The organism is Herbaspirillum sp., assembly GCF_017744395.1.
Lineage (GTDB): Bacteria > Pseudomonadota > Gammaproteobacteria > Burkholderiales > Burkholderiaceae_D > Herbaspirillum.
In genome coordinates this window covers 601,260-621,431 of record NZ_JAGIBI010000001.1, presented here as the reverse complement: position 1 = coordinate 621,431, position 20,172 = coordinate 601,260, and the positions used below count along the sequence as shown (strand labels likewise).

Genomic DNA, 20,172 nt, shown 5'->3' with positions numbered 1-20,172 from the left:
ATCAGCGGCCATGTCCAACCGTCTTCGCCGATCCGCCATGCATTCCGTTTCGTCCTCGCTGCAGCGTACCGCTTCCCGTCTCGCCAGCCGTCTCCTGCCGGGCTTGCTCATGGCCCTGTTGGCCAGCCCGGCCGCCCACGCCGATGCCACCCTCGACAAGATCAGGCAACGCGGCAAGCTCTCCGTGGGAGTCGATGGCGTGAGCCCGCCTTTTGGCGTGATGGACCCCGCCACCGGCAAGACGGGCGGCTACCAGGCGGAACTGGCCGCAGACATCGCGCGGCGTCTTGGAGTGACGTTGGAAACGGTGCCGGTCACCGCTTCCACGCGCGTGCAGTTCCTGCAGACCGGCAAGGTAGACCTGCTCATCGCCAACATCCAGTGGACCAGGGAGCGCAATGACACCCTGGCCTTCGCCCCCACCCCTTATGACCTCATTGGCGGCGGCGCGTTGGTGTCCAGGTCCAGCGGCATCAAGCGCTGGGAAGACCTGCGCGGCAAGGTGGCCTGCGTGTCCCAGGGCAGCAACTTCGCCAAGCCGCTGGCAGAAAGCTATGGCGCCGTGGTCAAGGGCTTGCGCGGCATCCCGGAGTCGCTGCTGGCGCTCAAGGGCGGCACCTGCGACGCCTCGGTCCACGTCTATCCGGCGCTCTACAACACCTTGCACGGCGATGGCAGCGATCAATGGAAAGACTTCGCGCTGGCCAGCGAGGAACAACTGATTCCCTCCCCCACCGTGGTCTGGATGCGCAAGGGTGAAAGCGATACCCAGGCCTTCGTCGACAAGACTGTTCAGGATTGGCACCGCTCCGGTTTCCTGCTGCGGCAGGCGCGCCGGTGGGGCGTGCCGGACAAGTGGATTGCCAGCCGCCATGAACGCGCCTTGAAAAGTCAGTTCGATCGCGCGCCTTTCGATTTCGATGTCTACAAGTCGGCGCAACTGGCGGATGCCGGCAAGAGCGTCAAGCCATGAGTGTGAGCGACTTGATGGATCGACGGCGTACCGCACCGGACTATAAGAACCCATTTCACAACATCTAGCAAAGGCTGACACCATGGGCCAGGACGCTTCCCCCATCCAGCTCTCGCCGCGCGTCTCGCGGGTAAAGCTCTCTCCCAACGCCGCAGCCGCGGCCCGTGCAGCGGCCCTGGCTGCCGAGGGGCGCGACATCATCGCGTTGACCACCGGCGAGCCGGATTTCGATACACCCGATTCCATCAAGCAGGCCGCCATCGACGCGCTGGCGCGGGGCGAAACCAAATACACGCCCACGCCAGGCACCCTCGACCTGCGCCGCGCCATCGGCGCGAAGTACCGGCGCGAGCTTGACCTGGATTACGGCGCCGGACAGATCATCGTCAGCAATGGCGGCAAACAGGTCATCTATAGCGCCTTTGCGGCGACGCTCGCCGCGGGCGACGAAGTCATCATTCCCACGCCTTACTGGCCTTCCTTCCCGGACATGGTGCTGGTCAATGACGGCGTGCCGGTGCTGGTTGCCTGCGACATCCAGAGCGGCTACAAGCTCAGCGCCGCCGCGCTGGAAGCCGCCATTACGCCGCGTACCCGCTGGCTGGTGCTCAACACCCCCGGCAATCCCTCGGGCGCCGTCTACGACAGGCAGGAACTGTCGGCGCTGGCGGAGGTGTTGCGGCGGCATCCTCAGGTGCTGGTGTTGCTGGACGAGCTGTACGAGCACATCTGGTTCACGCCCCAGGCGCCGGAGCACTGGCTGCACGTGGCGCCGGACTTGAAAGCGCGCACCCTGCTGGTCAGCGGCGCCTCCAAGACCTATGCGATGACGGGCTGGCGCATCGGCTGGGGTGCGGGGCCGGAGCGCCTGGTGCAAGCCATGGTGGTGATCCAGTCGCAGGTGTCATCGGGACCCAACGCCATTGCCCAGGCCGCCACCCGGGCAGCGCTGGAATCGGAAGACCAGGGCTTTGCCGTGCAGGCGCGCCAGGCCTATGCACGCCGTGCCCGGCTGGTCGAAGCGGCAATTGCGGAGATCCCGGGATTGGCCTTGCGCCGCATCGACGGCTCTTTCTTCGCCTTCGTGCATTGCGCCGGTCTGATCGGACAGCTGCGTCCGGATGGCCAGGTCATCGCCTCCGACCAGGATGCGGTGCAGTGGCTGCTTGAATCCGAGGGACTGGCCCTGGTCGACGGCGCTGCGTTCGGGCTGTCGCCCTATTTGCGCCTGTCGACGGCCGCCGCCGACGCCGTGCTGGAGGAAGCGATGAAACGCCTCAAGCGCGCCGTGAGCGCCTTGCGCTCGCCGCAACGGGTGATTGCGTATGGGCAAGCGCCGGAGCCGGCCGTCGCCTTGAGCGCCTCTCAGGACTGAGCAAACACGGCCAGCGCATAAGGATATCGATTTTTGTTCGTTCCGCGCAGGTGGGAGCATTCATTAGAGTGAGTCCCTCACCGCAACAACCGAAAAAATATCATCATGCGCAATTCGCTTCGCTCTTCCGCTTCCCTCACCCGCTCTTTCCCCCGCGCCATGATCGCCGCTCTGGCCGGCGCCACGGCTTTGCTGGGCACCGCTCCGGCCCAGGCCGATTCCACCCTGGACAAGATCAAGAGCCGCAACAAGATCGTGGTCGGCGTCATGCTCTCGGGCGGCCCCTTTGGCTCCATCGATCCGTCCACCCAGAAGCCGGTGGGCTGGAACTTCGAACTGGCCCAGAAGCTGGCGCAAGACCTGGGTGTGGAGCTGGAGACCGTGCAGGTACAGCCTTCCAACCGCGTGCAGTTGCTGCAGCAGGGCAAGGTCGATGTACTGATCGCGTCGATGGAATGGAATACCGAACGCGGCGAGCTGCTGTCCTTCGCACCGACGCCTTTCTATCGCGTCGGTGGCGTGGCCATCGTGTCCGCAGACAGTAGCATTCGCCGTTGGGAAGACCTGCGCGGCAAGGAAATCTGCATCTCCCAGGGCAGCAGCTACATCAAGCCGGTCTCTACCGAATACGGTGCCATTCCCAAGGGCTTCAAGGGTGCGCCTGAATCGCTGCTGGCGCTGCGCGGCGGCAATTGCGTGGCGGCTGTACATGACGCCACGCTGCTCAATCCGCTGGTGGCCGGCAATCCGGAATGGAAGAACTACCGCACCATCACTCCCGAGCTGATCCCCGGCAACTCGGTGGTGTGGGCGCGCAAGGGCGAACAGGATACGGTGGCCGCCATCGACCGCGTCATCCAGGGCTGGCACAAGAGCGGTTGGCTGATCGCTACCGAAAAGAAGCTCAGCATTACCCCGGCCTCGCCTGCGCTGCCGGAACTGCACAACAAATACAAGAACGGTTGAGCCCACAGCATGAGCCTTGCCGATTGGCCCCAAGCCGCCGTCGCCAGCCTGAAGGCGGCTGGCCTGAATTATGAATTCCTGCTCGCCGCAAGCGAGCGCGCTTCCTTCCTGCACGGACTGGTGGTGACCATCGAACTGGCCGTGGCCGCCATCGTCTGCAGCCTGGTCGCCGGGCTGCTGCTGGCCGCCATGCTGGTGTCGCGGAATCGCGCGCTGGCCCTGCCGGCACGCGCTTTCGTCGAGATCACCCGCAATACGCCCACGCTGGTGCAACTATATTGCGCCTTCCTGGTGCTCAACATGCTCATCACGGAAGCGCTGAAGCTGTCCGGCGGCAATCCGCTGACGCCCTTTCTGTGGGTGGTGGTGGTGATCTCGCTGCACAAGGCCGCCTTCCATGCCGAAGCCCTGCGCGCCGGGCTGCAGGCGGTGCCGCCGGTCATGCTGGAGGCCGCCGCTTCGCTGGGTTTCACGTCCACGCGCCGTTTGTGGCTGGTGCAGTTTCCGCTGGCCTTGCGCTTTGCCCTGCCCAGCCTGGTCAACAACCTGGTGGACCTGGTCAAGATGACCACCGTGGCCTCGGCCATTGCCGTGGGCGACGTCACCTACCAGGCCATCATGATCTGGAGCCAGCGCGACAACGTGCTGGAGCTGATGCTGCTGATGCTGGCTTTCTTCGGGCTGCTGACGTGGCTGGTCAATCAGGGCGGCCGCGCGCTGGAGCACTACTGGAGGATGCCTGGCTATGGCCGATAACACCGGATTCGTGGCCACGCTGCCCGGCTGGCGCAACGCCCGCAACATCACCCTGCCGGCACTGGCGGCCATCGTCATCGCACTACTGCTGGCATTGACCGTGCTGTGGCTGATCCCTACGCGAAGCGCCTCACCGCTGCTGGCCCACGTGCTGCGCTGGCTGCCGGCCTTGCTGTGGGGCATGCTGGCCAACATCCAGATCAGCGTGCTGGCAATCGCCCTGGGGACGCTGGCCGGCCTGGTGATCGGAGCGCTGCAGTTGTCGCCGGTACGTCCGGTGGCGCAGGTGGCGCGCTGGTATGTGCAGGTGTTTCGCAATGCGCCGATGCTGATCCTGATCTACTTCAGCACCTATGTATTCCCCTTCGAGATCCGCCTGGGCAGCACCTACCTGGCCTTCCCCGACTGGATCAAGGTGACGCTGGGCCTGGCCCTGCCGGCCAGCGCCAACGTGGCCGAGATCTTCCGTGGCGCCATCGGCGGGATTCCCTCGGCGCAGTGGGAGGCGGCGGCGCAACTGGGGCTGCGGCGGTCGCAAGCTTACCGCTGGGTGATCCTGCCGCAATGCCTGCGCCGCATGCTGCCGCCGTGGATGAACCTGTACGCCACCATCACCATGGGCACCGCGCTGGCCTCGCTGGTCGGTGTGAAGGACCTGCTGGATACGGCGCAGATCGCCAGCAGCACGGTGAACCGGGTCGATTTCACGGTCACCGTGTATTTCCTCACGTTGCTGCTGTTCTTCCTCTACTGCTATCCGATTTCGCGTTTCACGCAATACCTGGAAAAGAAACATGCCTTCCATTGATTCCCCCGCGCAGGCCCTCGTCAGCCTGCGCGACGTCCACCTGACACTGGGCGGTAACGCCATCCTGCGCGGCATCGACCTGGAGGTACAGCGCGGTCAGGCGGTCTCCATCATCGGTCCCTCGGGCTCCGGCAAATCCACCATCCTGCGCTGCATTACCGGCCTGCTGCATCCACAGCAGGGACAGATCCTGGTGGATGGCGTAGAGCTGGGCGCGCTGCGCTCCGAAGCGCAACTGGCGCGGCTGCGCCAGCGCGTGGGCTTCGTGTTCCAGCAATACAACCTGTTCCCGCACCTGACCGTGCTGGAAAACCTGGTGATGGCGCCGGTGCGCATCCTCGGTCTGGATCGCAGCACCGCCCGCAGCCGCGCGCTGGCGCTGCTGGAGCGGGTGCGCCTGGCCGGCAAGGCCGATGCCTATCCCGGCGAATTGTCCGGCGGCCAGCAGCAGCGCGTGGCCATCGCGCGGGCGCTGGCGATGCAGCCTGAACTGATCCTGTTCGATGAAGTGACTTCGGCGCTGGACCCGGAAATGGTGGGCGAAGTGCTGGCCGTGATCCGCGAGCTGGTCCAGGAAGGCATGACCTGCGTGCTGGTCACGCATGAAATGCGCTTTGCCGAGGAGGTCAGCGACCAGGTGCATTTCATCGAGAGCGGGCGCGTGGTGGAGCATGGCGCAGCCAGCCACATCTTCAGCGCACCGGACAATGATCGCACCCGCGCCTTCCTCAACCGTGCCCTCAATGGCGAACGCCAGTCCGCGCGCAACAGTTTCGCTCCCATCGCATTCAACCGGCTGGCCTTCTCCATCTAGGCCGCTCACCCATCCCATAAGGAAATCCGCCATGAGCCTGCAATCGCAACGCGCCACCGCAGTGGCTGCCACCCTGCAACGCATCCGCCAGATAGAAAAGGAGCAAGGCATCACCCGCTCCTCGCTGCAAACCATCACCGCTGTCTTGCAAGAGCTGGCCGGGCGCCATGATTTGTTCAATTTCGAGCAGTTCCCGCCGCCGCAAGCCGACAGCGGCAGCACCTCGACCCGCTACTACCTGAACCATGAAGGCGCCGACACCGACAAGGACGACATCGCCCTCTATCTCAATTCCATCATTCCCGGCAAGACCACCTTCCCGCACAATCACGACACCTGGGCGGTGATCGTGGCCGTCAGCGGGCAGGAACTGAACCGGCTCTACGAGCGCGAAGATGACCGCAGCAATCCGGAACAGGCGCAGATCCGCGTGGCCCGTGAACTGGTGGTGGAGCCTGGCACACCGATCAGCTTCCTGCCTGACGACTTGCATAGCATCCATGTGCAGGGCGATGTGCCTACCCTGCACTTCCATCTCTACGGCCGCCCGCTGGACACCCTGACCGGGCGCATAGGCATTGACCCGCAGAGCGGGCGCATCCTGAACTACAACCAGAACTTCTTCAACCGCAGCGAGAAGGCAGCATGAGCCACCACCTGCACACGGCACTGATCCATGCCGGTTCGCCGCGCCTGAGCCAAGGGACAGGTCCGGTCAATGTACCGGTCGTGCGCACCAGCACACTGCGATACGCCAACATGGCCGAATACGACAGCATCCACGAACGCCGCGCCGCCGGCGAAAACGTGGCCGCCTATGGCCGCCATGGGCTGGATACGCATCGTGCGCTGGAGTCGGCCATCGCCACGCTGGAAGGCGGGCAGCATTGCCTGCTGGCGCCCTCTGGCCTGGCCGCCATCACGCTTACGCTGCTGGCGCTGCTCTCGCCGGGCGACCATGCTCTGGTGCAGGACAGCGTCTATTCGCCGCTGCGCCGGGTGGACCAGAGCCTGCTCAAACGGCTGGGCATCAGCCTGAGCTATTTCTCACCCTTGCAAGACGATCTGGACGCGCTGATCCGCCCGGAAACGCGCCTGCTCTACCTGGAGTCGCCCAGTTCCCTGCTCTATGAAATCCCCGACCTGCCGGCGCTGGCCGCGCGGGCGCGCGACCGCGGCGTACTGGTCGCGGCTGACAATACCTGGGCCTCCGGCTATCTGTACCGGCCGCTGGCGCTAGGTGCGGATATTTCCATCCTGGCCGCCACCAAGTACATCTCCGGCCACTCCGATGTGATGCAGGGAGCGGTCGTGGTCAAGGACGATGGCCTGGCCCGGCAACTGCGCGAGACCAGCGACAGCCTCGGGCTGGCGGTCAGCCCGGATGACGCCTACCTGTCTTTGCGCGGTATCCGCACCCTGCCGGTACGCCTGCAGCAGCACCAGGCCAATGCCTTGCAGGTGGCGCAGTACCTGCACAGCCATCCGCAGGTGGCGCGGGTGTTCTATCCCGCCCTGCCGTCGGATCCCGGCCATGCGCGCTGGCGGCGCGACTTCAGCGGGGCCAATGGACTGCTCTCGTTCGCCTTCGCCCATGATGACGCGCAGCAGGCAAGGCGCTTCATCGATACCCTGGAATTGTTCGCCATCGGCGCCTCCTGGGGCGGCTATGAAAGCCTGGTCCAACTGGCCGCACCCGCGCGCCTGGCCGAGCACAGCTATTATCAGGGCAACGCACCGGTAGTACGCCTGCACATCGGCCTGGAAAATCCGCATGACCTGATCGACGACCTCGCGCGCGCCTTCCAGGCGGCGCAGGGCTGACCCAAGGAGACCCACATGGCTGACACCATTTCCCCCGCCACCCTGCGCCACTGGCTTGCCGATGGCGCTGAACTGGGCCTGTTCGATGTCCGCGAGGCCGGCCAGTTCGGCGAAGGCCACTTGTTTTTCGCCGTGCCGCTGCCCTATAGCCGGCTGGAACTGGACGCGCCACGGCTGGCGCCGCGCAAGGATGTTCGGCTGGTTCTGGTCGATGAAGGCGACGGCATTGCGCCGCTGGCGGCACATCGGCTGGAAGCGCTGGGCTATCGCCGGGTGCTGGTGCTGGACGGCGGCGTGCAGGCCTGGCAGGCCGCCGGGCACACGCTCTTCAAGGGCGTCAACGTTCCCTCCAAGACCTTCGGCGAGTTGGTCGAGCATGCCTATGCCACACCCCACATCAGCGCCACCGAACTGGACCAGTGGCGCCAGGAGGGCAAGCGCTTCGTACTGCTGGATGGGCGCACGCTGGAGGAACACCACAAGATGACCATTCCCGGTTCGGTGGCCTGCCCCAATGGCGAGCTGGCCTATCGCATCGGCACCTTGGTGCCGGATGCCGACGTGCCGGTGGTCATCAACTGCGCCGGCCGCACGCGCAGCATCCTGGGGGCGCAGACGTTGCGCAACCTGGGATTGGCCAACCCTGTGCTGGCCCTGGAAAACGGTACCCAGGGCTGGTACCTGTCCGGCCTTACGCTGGAGCACGGCAGCAAGGCGCGCTATCCCGACCAGGCGCCGCAAGATCTGGAGGCCGCCCGCGCGGCCGCCGAACGTCTGCGCCGCCACTTCGCCATTCCCCGACTCGATGCGGCACAGGCGCAAGCCTGGGTGGACGACGCCGGCCGCACGACCTATGTACTCGATATTCGCAGTGCTGAGGAATTTCGTGCAGGTACGCTGCCCGGCGCGGCCCATGCGCCGGGCGGCCAGTTGATCCAGGCCACCGACCAGTACGTGGGCGTGCGCAACAGCCGCTTGATCCTGCTGGATCACGAGCTGGTGCGCGCCCCGGTGGTGGCCAGCTGGCTGTATCAGTTGGGCTTCGAAGTGGCGGTGCTGGCACAGGGCATCGCCGCCCCCTTGCGCCTGCCGGATCACAAGGCCAGCCAGCCGTTGCCGGCCAACGGCGTCCATATCGGGCAAGCCGATGTGCAGGCAGCCATCCGTCTGCTCACACAACGCCAGGCGGTACTGCTTGATATCCGCAGCAGCGAGGCTTATCTCAAGGAGCATGCCCTGACCAGCCAATGGCTGATCCGGCCGCGCATCGCCGCCTGGCTCCGGTCGCAGCCTGCCCTGCCAGATCATGCCTTCCTGGTAGCCGACAGCGCCGGGGCTGCGGCATTGGTGGCACAGGATCTGCTTGACGCCGGAGTGAAACAGGTAGCCTGGATCGACGGCCTGGCCTCGCTGCAAAAGGCGAACTGGCCCACCATCACCGATCCGGTCTCGCTGAGCGCGGCCGAGCGTATCGACTACCTGTTCTTCGTGCATGACCGGCATGCCGGCAATGCCGAGGCGGCGCGCCAGTACCTGGCCTGGGAAACCGCGCTGGTGGCGCAGTGCACACAGGATGAACTGGGCGCATTCCGGCTGGATTCATTGCCGCTCTGAGGCTATCCCTCCCTCCTGGTATCCGGCCTCTTTGCGAGGCTGGATGTTTTTCATTTACAGTTTTAGTGCAACCTGTTTTCCTTGGAGTGAGCAGCGCATTACCTTAACGAAAAATTGATTTTAATTAAAAATCAATTACTTATGTTGTATTCCTCTTGTGATTAATGAATTTAAGTCAATCCTCATGATCGTCTGATGATGTTGGACCGTTCTATTGTTTTAGATGGAATGCAGCAATGAACCGTATTTTCCCCTCCCTCCCCTGAGAAGCAGAAACTGTCGCATCGGTACATCTGGGATGCATCACTTCGAGCCTGGAAGGTTGTATTCTGGAGTCATGAAAAAATATTAATTTCTATCTGGCTCTCGCAGCGAGAATTCGGAAAATCTCCATCGCTTGATGTCGCGGCAGATTTGGTGTGCTCCATAACACTGGGATGCGAATGAATACCCGTCAAAAATACCGTACATCAACATACGTTCTATGTCTGGTTATCATCATCTGCACGGCATTGCTATGGATTGAAATCTGGAATGCCTGGCAAGCGCGCAAAACCCAGCTGAAAGAAACCTATGCAGCGGTCAACAACGTTTCCTACGCCCTGGCGCAGCATGCGAACCAGACATTCAAGGAAGCCGACATCGTTCTAGCCGGGGTATCCGAACGGATCCGTTACGATGGCCTTGGTCCTGCCGCCCTGGATCGACTGCATCTGATGTTTGCCTCGGCAGTCCAGAATCTGCCTGCGCTGGACGGGATATTCGTCTACAACGAAACAGGGGAACAGCTTGTCACTTCTCGCCAGGCGTTGCAGGCGCAATTCAACAATGCTGACCGCGAATACTTCCAGTACCATCGCGACCACCCGGATTTCATGCCTCACATCGGTCCTCCTGTCTTCAGCCGGGGGACAAAGAAATGGATCTTCACCATCAGCAGGCGAATCGACAAAGCCGACGGCAGTTTTGGCGGCGTGGTCCTGGCCACCTTGGACGTCGCTTCCTTTCAAAAATTTTACGATCAGTTTGAGATCGGCAGCGAAGGCGCCATCCTTCTGGGGCTGATGAACGGCACCGCTCTTTATCGACGTCCGTTTACCGAAGATGCAATCGGCCGGGATCTGTCGAATACCCAGATTTACCGGACTCTGATTTCGCAGAAAAATGCGAGCATTGTGACCATCAAATCGTCCGTTGACGGCGTTGTCCGCTTCAACAGCTTCAGGCGGGTCGACGATTATCCCTTGTTCGTCGTCGCGGCCATGTCCAAGGATGAAGCGCTTGCGGAATGGGTCGGCGACACGCTCATGCGCGGCATTTTCATCTTTACCGGCATCATTCTTGTCTTGCTATTCGGCAACAGGCTCATCTTCAATATCAATCGAAGAGAACTTGCCGAACAAAAGGTGTTGGACGCCAAGAAAAAACAGGAAGAGCTCAATCGCATCTTGTCTCAATTAGCGATGCAAGACGGCCTGACCGGGCTGGCGAATCGAAGGCATTTCGATCAGAGCCTTGCCACCGAGATGAACCGGGCCCGCAGGGAGGATACGTGCATGTCGCTGCTGATGATCGACGTCGATTTCTTCAAGCGCTATAACGACAGGTACGGGCACCAGTGCGGGGACGACTGCCTGAAGAAGGTCGCCGGGACCCTGCAGGCCTGTCTCCAGCGACCGGGGGACATCGCCGCACGCTATGGCGGCGAGGAGTTCGCGGTAATCCTCCCCGAATGCGACACGGAAGGCGCGAAGAACCTCGCCGCGCGCATATGCCAGAGCGTGCGTGATCTGCATCTCGAGCACGAAGACAGCCCCGGGAAAGTGGTCACCGTCAGCATCGGCGTCGCGACGGTGTGCAGTCCACTGCCGACAGCCGATGCCAACGAATTGCTGCGCGCGGCGGATGCGGCGCTATATGAATCGAAAACCGGCGGACGCGATCGCTTTACCGTGTTCGCCACGTCGCCAGGCCAACATTTGGGCGGACAACAAGAAGTAGAAAATTTTGTGCGCTGAGTCAATGAGATTAAAGATCGGGGAAGGAACGAAGCCATGCCCCCGCCTTCCTCCAGTTGCGCGATACGCTGCTCAAAGGCTTGCCGCCCATAAGACCGCCCGTCCCTGATGCATGTGAAAAGCCATCCGGTTCTCATCGGATGGCTTTTTCGTTTCAGATCCAGGGCAACTCGGGGATACCCGCCCGTCTCCTTCTTCAGCGCGCCCCCAGGAACTCCCGCACCAAGTCCACAAACTCAACCGGGCATTCAACATTCGATAGGTGCACGGCCGGCAGGATGGCCAGCTTCGATCCAGGAATCGCCGCCGCAATCAATTCACTATGGCCGGGGAGCGTTACCTTGTCGTCGCGCCCCGCAATGACCAAGGTCGGACGGGAAATCAGCGCGACGGTCCGGCGCAAGTCCGAATCGCGAACCGCCGCAAAGCTGCCTGCCAGTCCTTGCTTGTCCATGCCGAGCAGCATGGCGCGGAATTCCTCGACGACCACTCCCCTCGCCTCCAGCATATGCGCTGGAAACCAGTTCGCCAGGAACATGGCGGCTGTGTCGCTCATGTCCCGCGCCTGCAGCACTTCGGCAATGCGTTCGTCGAAATACGATGCCGGCCCGAGGTAAGGCGACGTATTGGCAAGAACCAGCCGGTCGATGCGCTCAGGGGCGTGGATGCCCAGCCATTGTCCGATGAAGCCGCCCAGGGACAAGCCCAGGAAATGCGCCTTTTCGATATGCAGCGCGTCGAGCAGTTCGATCACATCGCGGCCCAGGCGGTCGAGCGAATAGGCTCCCGCCGGGATGCCCGAGCCGCCATGGCCGCGCAGGTCGTAGCGCACGACGCGGAAGTGTTTCGACAAGGCGTCGATCTGCCCGTCCCACATGTGGAACGTGGTGGCGATGGAGTTGGACAAGACCAGTACCGGCTTGTCGGCCGCGCCGTCAATGCGATAGGCGATACGTGTGCCGTCGCCGGCGGTAACGAAAGAGCGGTTTTCCATGTCATTGCCTTTTGAAGTCGGTTTCTTGAGAGCCTGGCGGGAGCATGTCGTCGACTTGCTTGCCGGCTCTTGCAACAGCAAGTGCCATGGAGGGGATCTTAGTTGCGGCGTCTGAAAATAAATATTATAAAGATTGGATATTCAATGTAATAAAAATTGACATGAATAATCCCTTTACGCTGCACGACCTGCAATGCTTCGATACGGTGGTCAAGGCCGGCGGCTTCCAGGCCGCGGCGGAAACCCTGCATCGTTCCCATCCCGCCGTGTTCGCCGCCGTCGCGAAGCTGGAACGGCAACTCGGCCTGAGCCTGCTGGACCGCAGCGGTTATCGGGTCAGCCTGACCGATGCCGGGCATTCTTTCCACCAGCGGGCGCAGTCCTTGCTGCGCGAAATGGAAGAACTGCGTACGCATGCGGAACAATTGGCGATGGGCGAGGAAACCAAATTACGCGTAGTGATCGGCGACTTGTGTCCACGCCCGCAGACGCTCGCCCTGCTCAGCCGCTTCTTCATGAACCATCCGCGCACCCGTCTGCATCTGCATTTCGAAGCCATCACGGGCCCCTGGGAGCGCCTCTTTGACGGCGACGCCGACCTGATCCTGCACGGCGTGGACAAGAGCGACGCGCGGCTGGAGTGGGTGGACCTTTGCGAGGTGCCGTTCGTGCCGGTGGTGGCCAAGGGATTCTTGCCCTTTCCGGTATCGCACACGATCCGGCCGGAGCAGATGCGCGATTTCACGCAATGCGTCATCCGCGATACGGCGCGCCATTCCGCGCCGCGCGACTATTTCATGATCGAGGGAGCGCACCAGTGCACGGTGGCCGACCAGTTGATGAAGAAGGAAATCATTTTGCAAGGCATGGGCTGGGGGCACATGCCGCGTTTTCTGGTCGATGAGGAGCTGCGGCGCGGGGAGCTGCTGGCGATTACCGGGCGCTACCTGCCGGGCCGTACGGAGGAGTTGGTCGCGGCGCGGCGGCGCGACCAGGCGCATGGGCCGGTCGCAAACCTGCTGTGGGACTACATCCGCGAGCAGGCGCCGGGCTTGCGCAACACGCTTGAGGCATCCTGGCCGGCCAAGCGCAAGGCATCCTAGCCGGAAGGCTCACTCCTTCCCGCCAATGGTCCTGACTGCGCGCCACCGGCCATTCTTCACGGCGTATATCGTGAAAACGGGCTCTGTCAGGTCCCCTTTTTTGTCGAAGGCAATATTGCCGCTGATGCCCTGGTAGCGGATCTTGTGCAGTTCCGCCGTCACCTTGGCCGTGTCCGTTGAGTTCGCGCTGTTCATGGCTGCCGCGACAACGCGCACGGCATCGTAGGCAAACGGCGCGTAAAGGTAGATCTCTTCTTTGTATCTGGCCTTCCAGGCGCTCTGGAAACGGGCCCATTGGGGGCCTTTATAGGACGGCCGCCCCGGCTCTATCGCAACCGTATTCTCCCCGGCAGGCCCTGCGATATCGAGAAAAGTCTGCCCCACCACCCCATCGCTGGTGACCAGCGACGCCGTGAGGCCCAGGCGGCGCATGTCGCGCGCGAGCTGGGCGGCCTGGGCATCGATGCCGCCGAAGAACAGCACATCGGGGTTCAGGGCGCTGGCCTGGCGCAGGATCTGGTTGAAGTCCGAAGACTTGCTGCTGATGCTGTAGTGGGCGGAGACCTTGCCGTTCAATGCCGCCACCGACTTTTCAAATTCCGCGGCATAGGTCGCGCCAAACACGGTGCGATCGTCGATGACGACGATCGTCCTGGCCTTCAGCTCGTTCAGAACGTATTCGGCGGTCAGCCGGGCGCCGTCGCCATCGTGGGGAACGAGGCGAAAGGTCGTCTCGAAGCCTTGCAGGGTAAAGGCCGGGGCGGTCACGCCCGGCGAGAGGTGGGGAATGCCGGCGGCGGCATAGATCTTCGAGGCGGGGATGCCGACGCCACTGTTCCAGTGGGCAATGACGGCGGCTACCTTGCTCTTGACAAAGTAGTCGGCGATCCATTCGCCGGTGCGGGGATCGGCGCGGTCATCCAGCGGCAGCAACTTGAAAACCACCGGTTCGCCGCCGATGACCGGTTTGGTTTCATTGATATCCTTGATCGCCAGCTCTGAAGCGCGCTCCAGGCTCACGCCAATGTTGCCCGATAAGCCACTCATCGGCGCCGCCAGGCCAATGAGCACGGTCCGCGGATCGGCCTGAACGTTGCAGGCCCCTGCCGCCAAGATGACTCCCAGTACCAAGCACCCGCTCCGGATCGCCACGCTCGCCCCCCTTTGCCGACTTTATTTCCAATCACGGTAAAACAGATATCTCCATTTCCCGTCTTTCATTTTTGTCTTCCAGTAGAACCAATTTAACGGAATCAGTACAAGAAATGCAATCTTGAACGCGCTGGCCACATCGGCATCTGTGGAGATCCCCTTTTGCACCTTGAAATAAAGCCCCACGAATAAAGAAACCAGAAGCAAAACCAGGAAATTCAAAAGAGCCCAGGTAACCACATTAAAAATGGAACGCCCCGCGTCGAAGTACAAAGGGATATTGTTCTTGTTTGGATCTTTCATGTTATTTCTTTTTGTTGATGACAGGAATTGATTATAGGAGGGGTTCGGAGGTTCTCATGCGAGAAATCTTTTCCATGACTGTTTTGCTGCGGTGCTTTTGCAAAGTCTCCAGGCGATCCGGAGAAAGTCAAATTTCTTTCATGGGGTATAAAGAAAAAGCAATAACAATATCCGCCACTTCGGGCGTAATATGTCTCCACAATGAGATCGCTTTTATATCCCTACGCGGAACCGGAATCGTTTGCCGACTTCTCGGCCGGCCCATTGAGTCCGGGGCCCGCGCTCTTTCTTCGATTGGCCTGATGTATTAGCATCGGGCCCTATCCCTCCGCATTTCGCCGGCGCTCCGCCTTCCTTATTACGCTTCTTACACCTCATCAAGACCATGACACATAACCTTTCCGCCGCAGAGCAACTCCTTCGTGACGCCGCACGCGAATACCACCGCACCCCGACGCGCGGCAAGATCGAAGTGCGCGCGACCAAGCCCCTGTCGAACCAGCGCGACCTGTCGCTGGCCTATTCGCCAGGCGTCGCCTATCCATGCCTGGACATCGAGGCCGATCCGCTCAAGGCCTTCGACTACACCTCGCGCGGCAACCTGGTGGCCGTGGTCAGCAACGGTACTGCCGTGCTTGGCCTGGGCAACATCGGGCCGCTGGCCAGCAAGCCGGTGATGGAAGGCAAGGGCTGCCTGTTCAAGAAATTCGCCGGCGTCGACGTCTTCGACATCGAACTGGCCGAGACCGACCCGGACAAGCTGGTCGAGATCATCGCCTCCCTTGAACCGACCCTGGGCGGCATCAACCTGGAAGACATCAAGGCCCCGGAATGCTTCTACATCGAACAGAAGCTCAGCCAGCGCATGAACATCCCGGTGTTCCACGATGACCAGCACGGCACTGCCATCATCTCCTCGGCCGCCCTGCTCAATGGCCTGGAACTGGTGGGCAAGGACATCGGTTCGGTGAAGATCGCCGTCTCCGGCGCCGGCGCGGCCGCGATCGCCTGCGTGGAAGTGATGATCGGCCTGGGCGTCAAGCGCGAACACGTTTATATGGTGGACAGCAAGGGCGTGATCTACGAAGGCCGCCCCGGCAACCTGGATGCCTCCAAGCAGCGCTACGCGGTCAAGACCGAAGCCCGCACCCTGGCCGACGTGGTCAATGGCGCCGATGTGTTCCTCGGTTGTTCGGCGCCGGGCGTGTTGACCGCAGAAATGGTCAAGACCATGGCCGACAAGCCGATCATCCTGGCGCTGGCCAACCCCGAGCCGGAAATCCGTCCCGAGCTGGCCAAGTCGGTGCGTCCGGACTGCATCATCGCCACCGGCCGCTCGGACTACCCGAACCAGGTCAACAACGTACTGTGCTTCCCCTACATCTTCCGCGGCGCGCTCGACTGCGGCGCCACCAAGATCACCGAAGCCATGAAACTGGCCTGTGTGCGCGAAATCGCCGACCTCGCCAAGGCCGAGACCAGCGCTGAAGTCAGCGCAGCCTACCCCGGCAAGGAACTGGTGTTCGGCCCCGACTACCTGATCCCCACCCCCTTCGATTCGCGCCTGATCCTGAAGATCGCCCCGGCCGTGGCCAAGGCCGCGCAAGAGTCCGGCGTGGCCACACGCCCTATCGCCGACTACGCCGCCTATCGCGAAGAGCTGACCCGCTTCATCTACCAGACCGGCATGTTCATGCAACCGGTCTTCAACACCGCCAAGCTGTCGCCGCAGCGCGTGGTCTATGCCGACGGCGAAGACGAGCGCGTACTGCGCGCCGTGCAGTTCGCGGCCGACGAGAAGCTGGCCGCGCCCATCCTGATCGGCCGCCCGGACGTCATCGAAGCCCGCGTCAAGAAAGCAGGCCTGCGCCTCAAGCTGGGCCAGAACGTGCAGTGCGTGAATCCTGAAAACGATCCGCGCCTGCCCCAGTACGCCGAGCAATACCAAAGCACCCCGGCCGGCGCCGGCCTCTCGCTGGCAGCCGCCGCAGACGCCGTGCGCGGCAGCCGCAGCCTGTTCGCGGCGCTGATGGTCAAACAAGGCGACGGCGACGCCATGCTGTGCGGCCTGGACGGTCACTACGACCAGCACCTGGCGCATGTGCAGGACGTGATCGGCCTGAAGGAAGGCGCGCAGGAATTCGCCGCCCTCAACGCGGTGCTGCTGCCCGACCAGACGCTGTTCATTACCGACACCTACGTCAACGACACCCCGGACGCCGAACAGCTCGCCCGCATCGCGCTGGCGGCGGCCGACGAAGTGCAGCGTTTCGGCGTGCCGCCCAAGGTGGCCTTCCTCTCGCACTCCAACCACGGCAGCTCTTCCCGCCCTTCCGCGCGCAAGATGGCCGACGCCCACCAGCGCTTCCGCAAGATGGCGCCGAATATCGAATCCGAGGGCGAGCTGCACGGCGACGCCGCGCTGTCGGAAAAGATCCGCGCCAATGCGGGTATGGCCGACAGCGCCTTGACCGGTTCGGCCAACGTGCTGGTCTGCCCCAACCTGGATGCCGCCAACATTCTGTTCAACGTGCTCAAGACCAGCAGCGGCCAGGGCACCACGATCGGGCCGATCCTGCTGGGCGCCGCGGCACCGGTGCATGTGCTCACGCCATCGAGCACGGTGCGCCGCGTCATCAACATGACGGCGCTGGCCGCGGCCAAGGCGATCGATAAGTAAATTTTCTTGCCGCCAACCGCCAACAAGAGCCGGCCTAGTACGCCGGCTCTTCTGCTTTCTATCAAATCACCAGCCGCACCGCGGCTTCAGCTCGCTCACCGGCATGCGGGCGAGCGGGATCAGGTTGTCATTATCTTTTTATCGGAATAACATGGAATTTAGCGGCCTGCCATAACGGCAGGGTTTTCGCGGATGGATACATGAGTCTGGACAGTCTTTACTTTAGGCAAAGAGTCTATGTATACAGCGCCCCTTTCCGATCCTCCCTCGTATTCAGAAGAAAACCTCCGCATTATTCATGTCGAAGACGTCCCAGAAGAGGCGGAACTTGTGCATGAAGCACTCAGACGTTCCGGCCTGCAGGCGACGTATGAACAAGTCAGTAGCGAGGCCGCCCTCCTGAAGGCTGTCGAGAGCCATGCGGATATCATTCTGTGTGACTATTCGCTGCCCGGTTTCGATGGCATGACAGCCTTGAAAATTGCGCACGAGAAAATTCCCAATGTTCCTTTCATCTTTGTCTCCGGCACCATAGGCGAGGAACTTGCGATTCAGGCATTAAGGCTCGGCGCCTACGACTATGTTCTCAAAAACAACATCGCCCGCCTGCCCTCCTCGGTACGCCGCGCGCTTCAAGAATCCCACGAACGCGCAATACGAAGAAGAACTGAAGAAATACTGTTTGCGGAAAGTAACTTGCTTACCACCGTCTTTGACACTGCGGGCGCAGTAGGCGTCATGCTGGACACGGAGGGGAAAATCCTCCGGTTCAATCAAGCCGGAGAAAAGTCCACGGGGTACGCGAGCAAGGATATTCTGGGGCTCTGTTTCTGGGATATATTTTTCCCCTCTTCCCAGAGGCAAAGTGAGAAGGACCGCTATCAGCGAAGAGACAGGTCGGCCTTTCCGATGCAGTACCAGAGCCAATGGCTGGCGCGCGATGGCCGGGTGCGTTCAATTCTTTGTTCTCTTAGCATCCTTGAGGACCGTCACTTCAAGACTATCTTCGTCCTTAGCGGAATCGACATTACGGAATGGCAGGAGGCGGAAGAGAAAATTTACCGGCTCAGCTATTTCGACCACATTACCGGATTGCCCAATCGCGTAGTTCTACGGGATCGCTTGGAGCAGGCAATTCGCCGCCATGATTCTCATGGCGGAGTGGTGGTACTCATGTTGGCCGAGTTGAACGGGCTTGATCAAATCCGGGATGTCTTCGGCGCCAAGGCCGGCCTCGCATTGACAATCGCCGTGACGCAACGCCTGCAGGCATGGAGACCGCCGGGGAAAGCAACGGTCACCCAGTATTCGGATGGCGTATTTGCGGTTTTGCTGGAAGAGGTGAAGAAAAGCGACATCGATACCATCGTCCAGGATCTTCTCCAAATACTGGAAAAGCCGTATTCGATTCCTGAACAACAGAATATCCATCTTCTTCCAAAGATCGGGATTGCCTTGTATCCCAATGATGGCAATAACACCGAATCCCTCCCCCATTTTGCCGAAGTGGCCTTGCATCTGGCTCAAGAAGATGCGCGCAACCACTACCAGTTCTATTCCCCTGAATTCAATCAGGAGATTACCAAACGCCACATCCTGAAGAATCAATTACGAGAAGCAATACAGCGAGACGAGCTGGTTTTGCATTACCAGCCGCAGGTTTCCTTGAAGAATGGCCGGATCGACGGATTCGAGGCCCTGGTGCGTTGGCAGCATCCTGAACTGGGGCTGTTGATGCCCGGCGAATTCATCGCATTGGCGGAAGAGTCTGACTTGATATTGGCCCTGGGAGAGTGGGTATTGCGCGCGGCGTGCAAGCAATGCAGATCATGGCAGGAGAAGGGACTTAATCCGGCGACCATTGCCGTCAACTTGTCTGCGATGCAATTTACCGAGAAGAACCTCAAGGTATTGGTCGGCCAGATTCTCGCGGAATCCGGATTGGACTCCCAGCATCTCGAACTGGAACTGACGGAAAGCGTCTCGATGAGCGATCCCGAGAAAAGCATCGCGATTATGGTGCATTTGCGCAAGATCGGTATCACGCTCTCCATCGATGACTTCGGAACGGGCTATTCGAATCTCGGCTACTTGAAGAAATTTCCCGTCAGCCGCCTCAAGATTGATAAATCTTTTGTCCGCGACCTGGTGGGCGATGCGCAAGACTTGGCGATTTGCAGATCCATCATTGCCATCGCCAAGAGCCTGCACCTGGAAGTCATCGCGGAAGGCGTCGAAACGGTCAGCCAGCTGAAAATGCTTCATGCCGAAGGATGCGACAGAATCCAAGGCTACTACTTTAGCGCCCCTCTTCCGGCAGACGACTGCACATCGCTGCTGGAGCGCGACGTTTCATTGCCAATGGAGATCATTCGCCGCCCCTCCTACGCCCGTTCCCTGCTCGTGATAGACGACGACGTGAATATTCTATCGGCCATCAAGCGGGCACTGGGCCGTTCCGGCTATCAGATATTCACGGCGAATCATGCTGCGGAGGCATTTGAAATTCTCGCCAAGCATCAAATCGGCGTAGTGCTGACCGATCATCAAATGCCGGATGTCTTGGGAAGCGATCTTTTAGAAAAGATCAGCTATATGTTTCCCAACGCGGTACGGATCATGCTCACGGGCCAGACAAACCTCCACAGCATCTCGCAAGCGATCAACCAGGGGGCTGTTTATAAGTTTCTTGTCAAACCTTGGGACAACGATGAATTGGAAAAAATCGTGTCGGACGCGTTCGAGAAATTTGAAGCCACGTTGAGATGACAAGGCCGCAAGAATTGCTGGCC

At 61.2% G+C, this 20,172-nt stretch carries 16 protein-coding genes; 13 read left to right on the top strand and 3 right to left on the bottom strand.

From position 1 onward, the window contains the following. Nucleotides 1-37: 37 nt before the first annotated feature. The 10 genes from J7548_RS02845 (at nt 38) to J7548_RS02800 (ending at nt 11,148) form a co-directional block, all read left to right on the top strand. Nucleotides 38-973, top strand: coding sequence for a transporter substrate-binding domain-containing protein (locus tag J7548_RS02845; RefSeq protein WP_290970048.1), 936 nt, complete (start codon nt 38-40; stop codon nt 971-973). Between the two features lie 82 nt (nt 974-1,055). Then, entirely contained in the window at nt 1,056-2,348 is a 1,293-nt protein-coding gene (locus J7548_RS02840) for an aminotransferase class I/II-fold pyridoxal phosphate-dependent enzyme (protein ID WP_290970047.1), read from the top strand. 105 nt (nt 2,349-2,453) lie between these two features. Then, nucleotides 2,454-3,314, top strand: a complete 861-nt coding sequence (locus J7548_RS02835; RefSeq protein WP_290970045.1) for a transporter substrate-binding domain-containing protein — start codon at nt 2,454-2,456, stop codon at nt 3,312-3,314. A gap of 9 nt (nt 3,315-3,323) precedes the next feature. Further along, nucleotides 3,324-4,070: an amino acid ABC transporter permease gene (locus J7548_RS02830; RefSeq protein ID WP_290970043.1), complete on the top strand. Its 747-nt coding sequence runs from the start codon at nt 3,324-3,326 to the stop codon at nt 4,068-4,070. Next, entirely contained in the window at nt 4,060-4,878 is an 819-nt protein-coding gene (locus J7548_RS02825; protein WP_290970041.1) for an amino acid ABC transporter permease, read from the top strand. The genes J7548_RS02830 and J7548_RS02825 overlap by 11 nt, the downstream gene beginning before the upstream one ends. Continuing rightward, nucleotides 4,865-5,692: an amino acid ABC transporter ATP-binding protein gene (locus J7548_RS02820; protein ID WP_290970039.1), complete on the top strand. Its 828-nt coding sequence runs from the start codon at nt 4,865-4,867 to the stop codon at nt 5,690-5,692. The genes J7548_RS02825 and J7548_RS02820 overlap by 14 nt, the downstream gene beginning before the upstream one ends. A gap of 31 nt (nt 5,693-5,723) precedes the next feature. After that, nucleotides 5,724-6,341 carry a cysteine dioxygenase family protein gene (locus J7548_RS02815; RefSeq protein WP_290970037.1) on the top strand — a complete coding sequence of 206 codons (618 nt, stop codon included), beginning with the start codon at nt 5,724-5,726 and terminating at the stop codon, nt 6,339-6,341. Beyond that, a complete protein-coding gene (metC, locus tag J7548_RS02810; RefSeq protein WP_290970036.1) occupies nt 6,338-7,516 on the top strand; it encodes a cystathionine beta-lyase in 1,179 nt (392 codons plus the stop codon). Before J7548_RS02815 ends, metC begins: the two co-directional genes overlap by 4 nt. Before the next feature lie 15 nt (nt 7,517-7,531). Next, the gene (locus J7548_RS02805; protein ID WP_290970034.1) at nt 7,532-9,130 is read left to right on the top strand and encodes a rhodanese-like domain-containing protein; all 1,599 of its coding nucleotides are present in this window, start codon (nt 7,532-7,534) and stop codon (nt 9,128-9,130) included. A gap of 443 nt (nt 9,131-9,573) precedes the next feature. Next, nucleotides 9,574-11,148 (top strand): sensor domain-containing diguanylate cyclase, encoded by a 1,575-nt coding sequence (locus J7548_RS02800; RefSeq protein ID WP_290970032.1) that lies wholly within the window; start codon nt 9,574-9,576, stop codon nt 11,146-11,148. Between the two features lie 196 nt (nt 11,149-11,344). Here the strand turns inward: J7548_RS02800 and J7548_RS02795 are convergent, their stop codons facing one another. Further along, nucleotides 11,345-12,142 carry an alpha/beta fold hydrolase gene (locus J7548_RS02795; protein WP_290970030.1) on the bottom strand — a complete coding sequence of 266 codons (798 nt, stop codon included), beginning with the start codon at nt 12,140-12,142 and terminating at the stop codon, nt 11,345-11,347. 161 nt (nt 12,143-12,303) lie between these two features. Here J7548_RS02795 and J7548_RS02790 point away from each other — a divergent pair, with 161 nt between their 5' ends. Continuing rightward, entirely contained in the window at nt 12,304-13,245 is a 942-nt protein-coding gene (locus J7548_RS02790; protein ID WP_290970028.1) for a LysR family transcriptional regulator, read from the top strand. A gap of 9 nt (nt 13,246-13,254) precedes the next feature. Here J7548_RS02790 and J7548_RS02785 read toward each other — a convergent pair whose 3' ends face one another. Then, nucleotides 13,255-14,358 carry a branched-chain amino acid ABC transporter substrate-binding protein gene (locus tag J7548_RS02785; protein ID WP_290970026.1) on the bottom strand — a complete coding sequence of 368 codons (1,104 nt, stop codon included), beginning with the start codon at nt 14,356-14,358 and terminating at the stop codon, nt 13,255-13,257. Nucleotides 14,359-14,418: 60 nt separating this feature from the next. Continuing rightward, entirely contained in the window at nt 14,419-14,700 is a 282-nt protein-coding gene (locus tag J7548_RS02780) for a hypothetical protein (protein ID WP_290970024.1), read from the bottom strand. Nucleotides 14,701-15,085: 385 nt separating this feature from the next. Between J7548_RS02780 and J7548_RS02775 the strand changes: the two genes are divergently transcribed. Both J7548_RS02775 and J7548_RS02770 read left to right on the top strand, forming a co-directional pair. After that, nucleotides 15,086-17,380 carry an NADP-dependent malic enzyme gene (locus tag J7548_RS02775; protein ID WP_290970022.1) on the top strand — a complete coding sequence of 765 codons (2,295 nt, stop codon included), beginning with the start codon at nt 15,086-15,088 and terminating at the stop codon, nt 17,378-17,380. 237 nt (nt 17,381-17,617) lie between these two features. Next, on the top strand, nt 17,618-20,149 hold the full coding sequence (locus J7548_RS02770; protein WP_290970020.1) for an EAL domain-containing protein: 2,532 nt from the start codon (nt 17,618-17,620) through the stop codon (nt 20,147-20,149). Nucleotides 20,150-20,172 lie beyond the last annotated feature (23 nt).

Bases quoted from the DNA above. Each gene is read 5' to 3' on its own strand.
- J7548_RS02845 (WP_290970048.1), top strand. From the start codon at position 38: ATGCATTCCGTTTCGTCCTCGCTGCAGCGTACCGCTTCCCGTCTCGCC.
- J7548_RS02840 (WP_290970047.1), top strand. From the start codon at position 1,056: ATGGGCCAGGACGCTTCCCCCATCCAGCTCTCGCCGCGCGTCTCGCGG.
- J7548_RS02835 (WP_290970045.1), top strand. From the start codon at position 2,454: ATGCGCAATTCGCTTCGCTCTTCCGCTTCCCTCACCCGCTCTTTCCCC.
- J7548_RS02830 (WP_290970043.1), top strand. From the start codon at position 3,324: ATGAGCCTTGCCGATTGGCCCCAAGCCGCCGTCGCCAGCCTGAAGGCG.
- J7548_RS02825 (WP_290970041.1), top strand. From the start codon at position 4,060: ATGGCCGATAACACCGGATTCGTGGCCACGCTGCCCGGCTGGCGCAAC.
- J7548_RS02820 (WP_290970039.1), top strand. From the start codon at position 4,865: ATGCCTTCCATTGATTCCCCCGCGCAGGCCCTCGTCAGCCTGCGCGAC.
- J7548_RS02815 (WP_290970037.1), top strand. From the start codon at position 5,724: ATGAGCCTGCAATCGCAACGCGCCACCGCAGTGGCTGCCACCCTGCAA.
- metC (WP_290970036.1), top strand. From the start codon at position 6,338: ATGAGCCACCACCTGCACACGGCACTGATCCATGCCGGTTCGCCGCGC.
- J7548_RS02805 (WP_290970034.1), top strand. From the start codon at position 7,532: ATGGCTGACACCATTTCCCCCGCCACCCTGCGCCACTGGCTTGCCGAT.
- J7548_RS02800 (WP_290970032.1), top strand. From the start codon at position 9,574: ATGAATACCCGTCAAAAATACCGTACATCAACATACGTTCTATGTCTG.
- J7548_RS02795 (WP_290970030.1), bottom strand. From the start codon at position 12,142: ATGGAAAACCGCTCTTTCGTTACCGCCGGCGACGGCACACGTATCGCC.
- J7548_RS02790 (WP_290970028.1), top strand. From the start codon at position 12,304: ATGAATAATCCCTTTACGCTGCACGACCTGCAATGCTTCGATACGGTG.
- J7548_RS02780 (WP_290970024.1), bottom strand. From the start codon at position 14,700: ATGAAAGATCCAAACAAGAACAATATCCCTTTGTACTTCGACGCGGGG.
- J7548_RS02775 (WP_290970022.1), top strand. From the start codon at position 15,086: ATGACACATAACCTTTCCGCCGCAGAGCAACTCCTTCGTGACGCCGCA.
- J7548_RS02770 (WP_290970020.1), top strand. From the start codon at position 17,618: ATGTATACAGCGCCCCTTTCCGATCCTCCCTCGTATTCAGAAGAAAAC.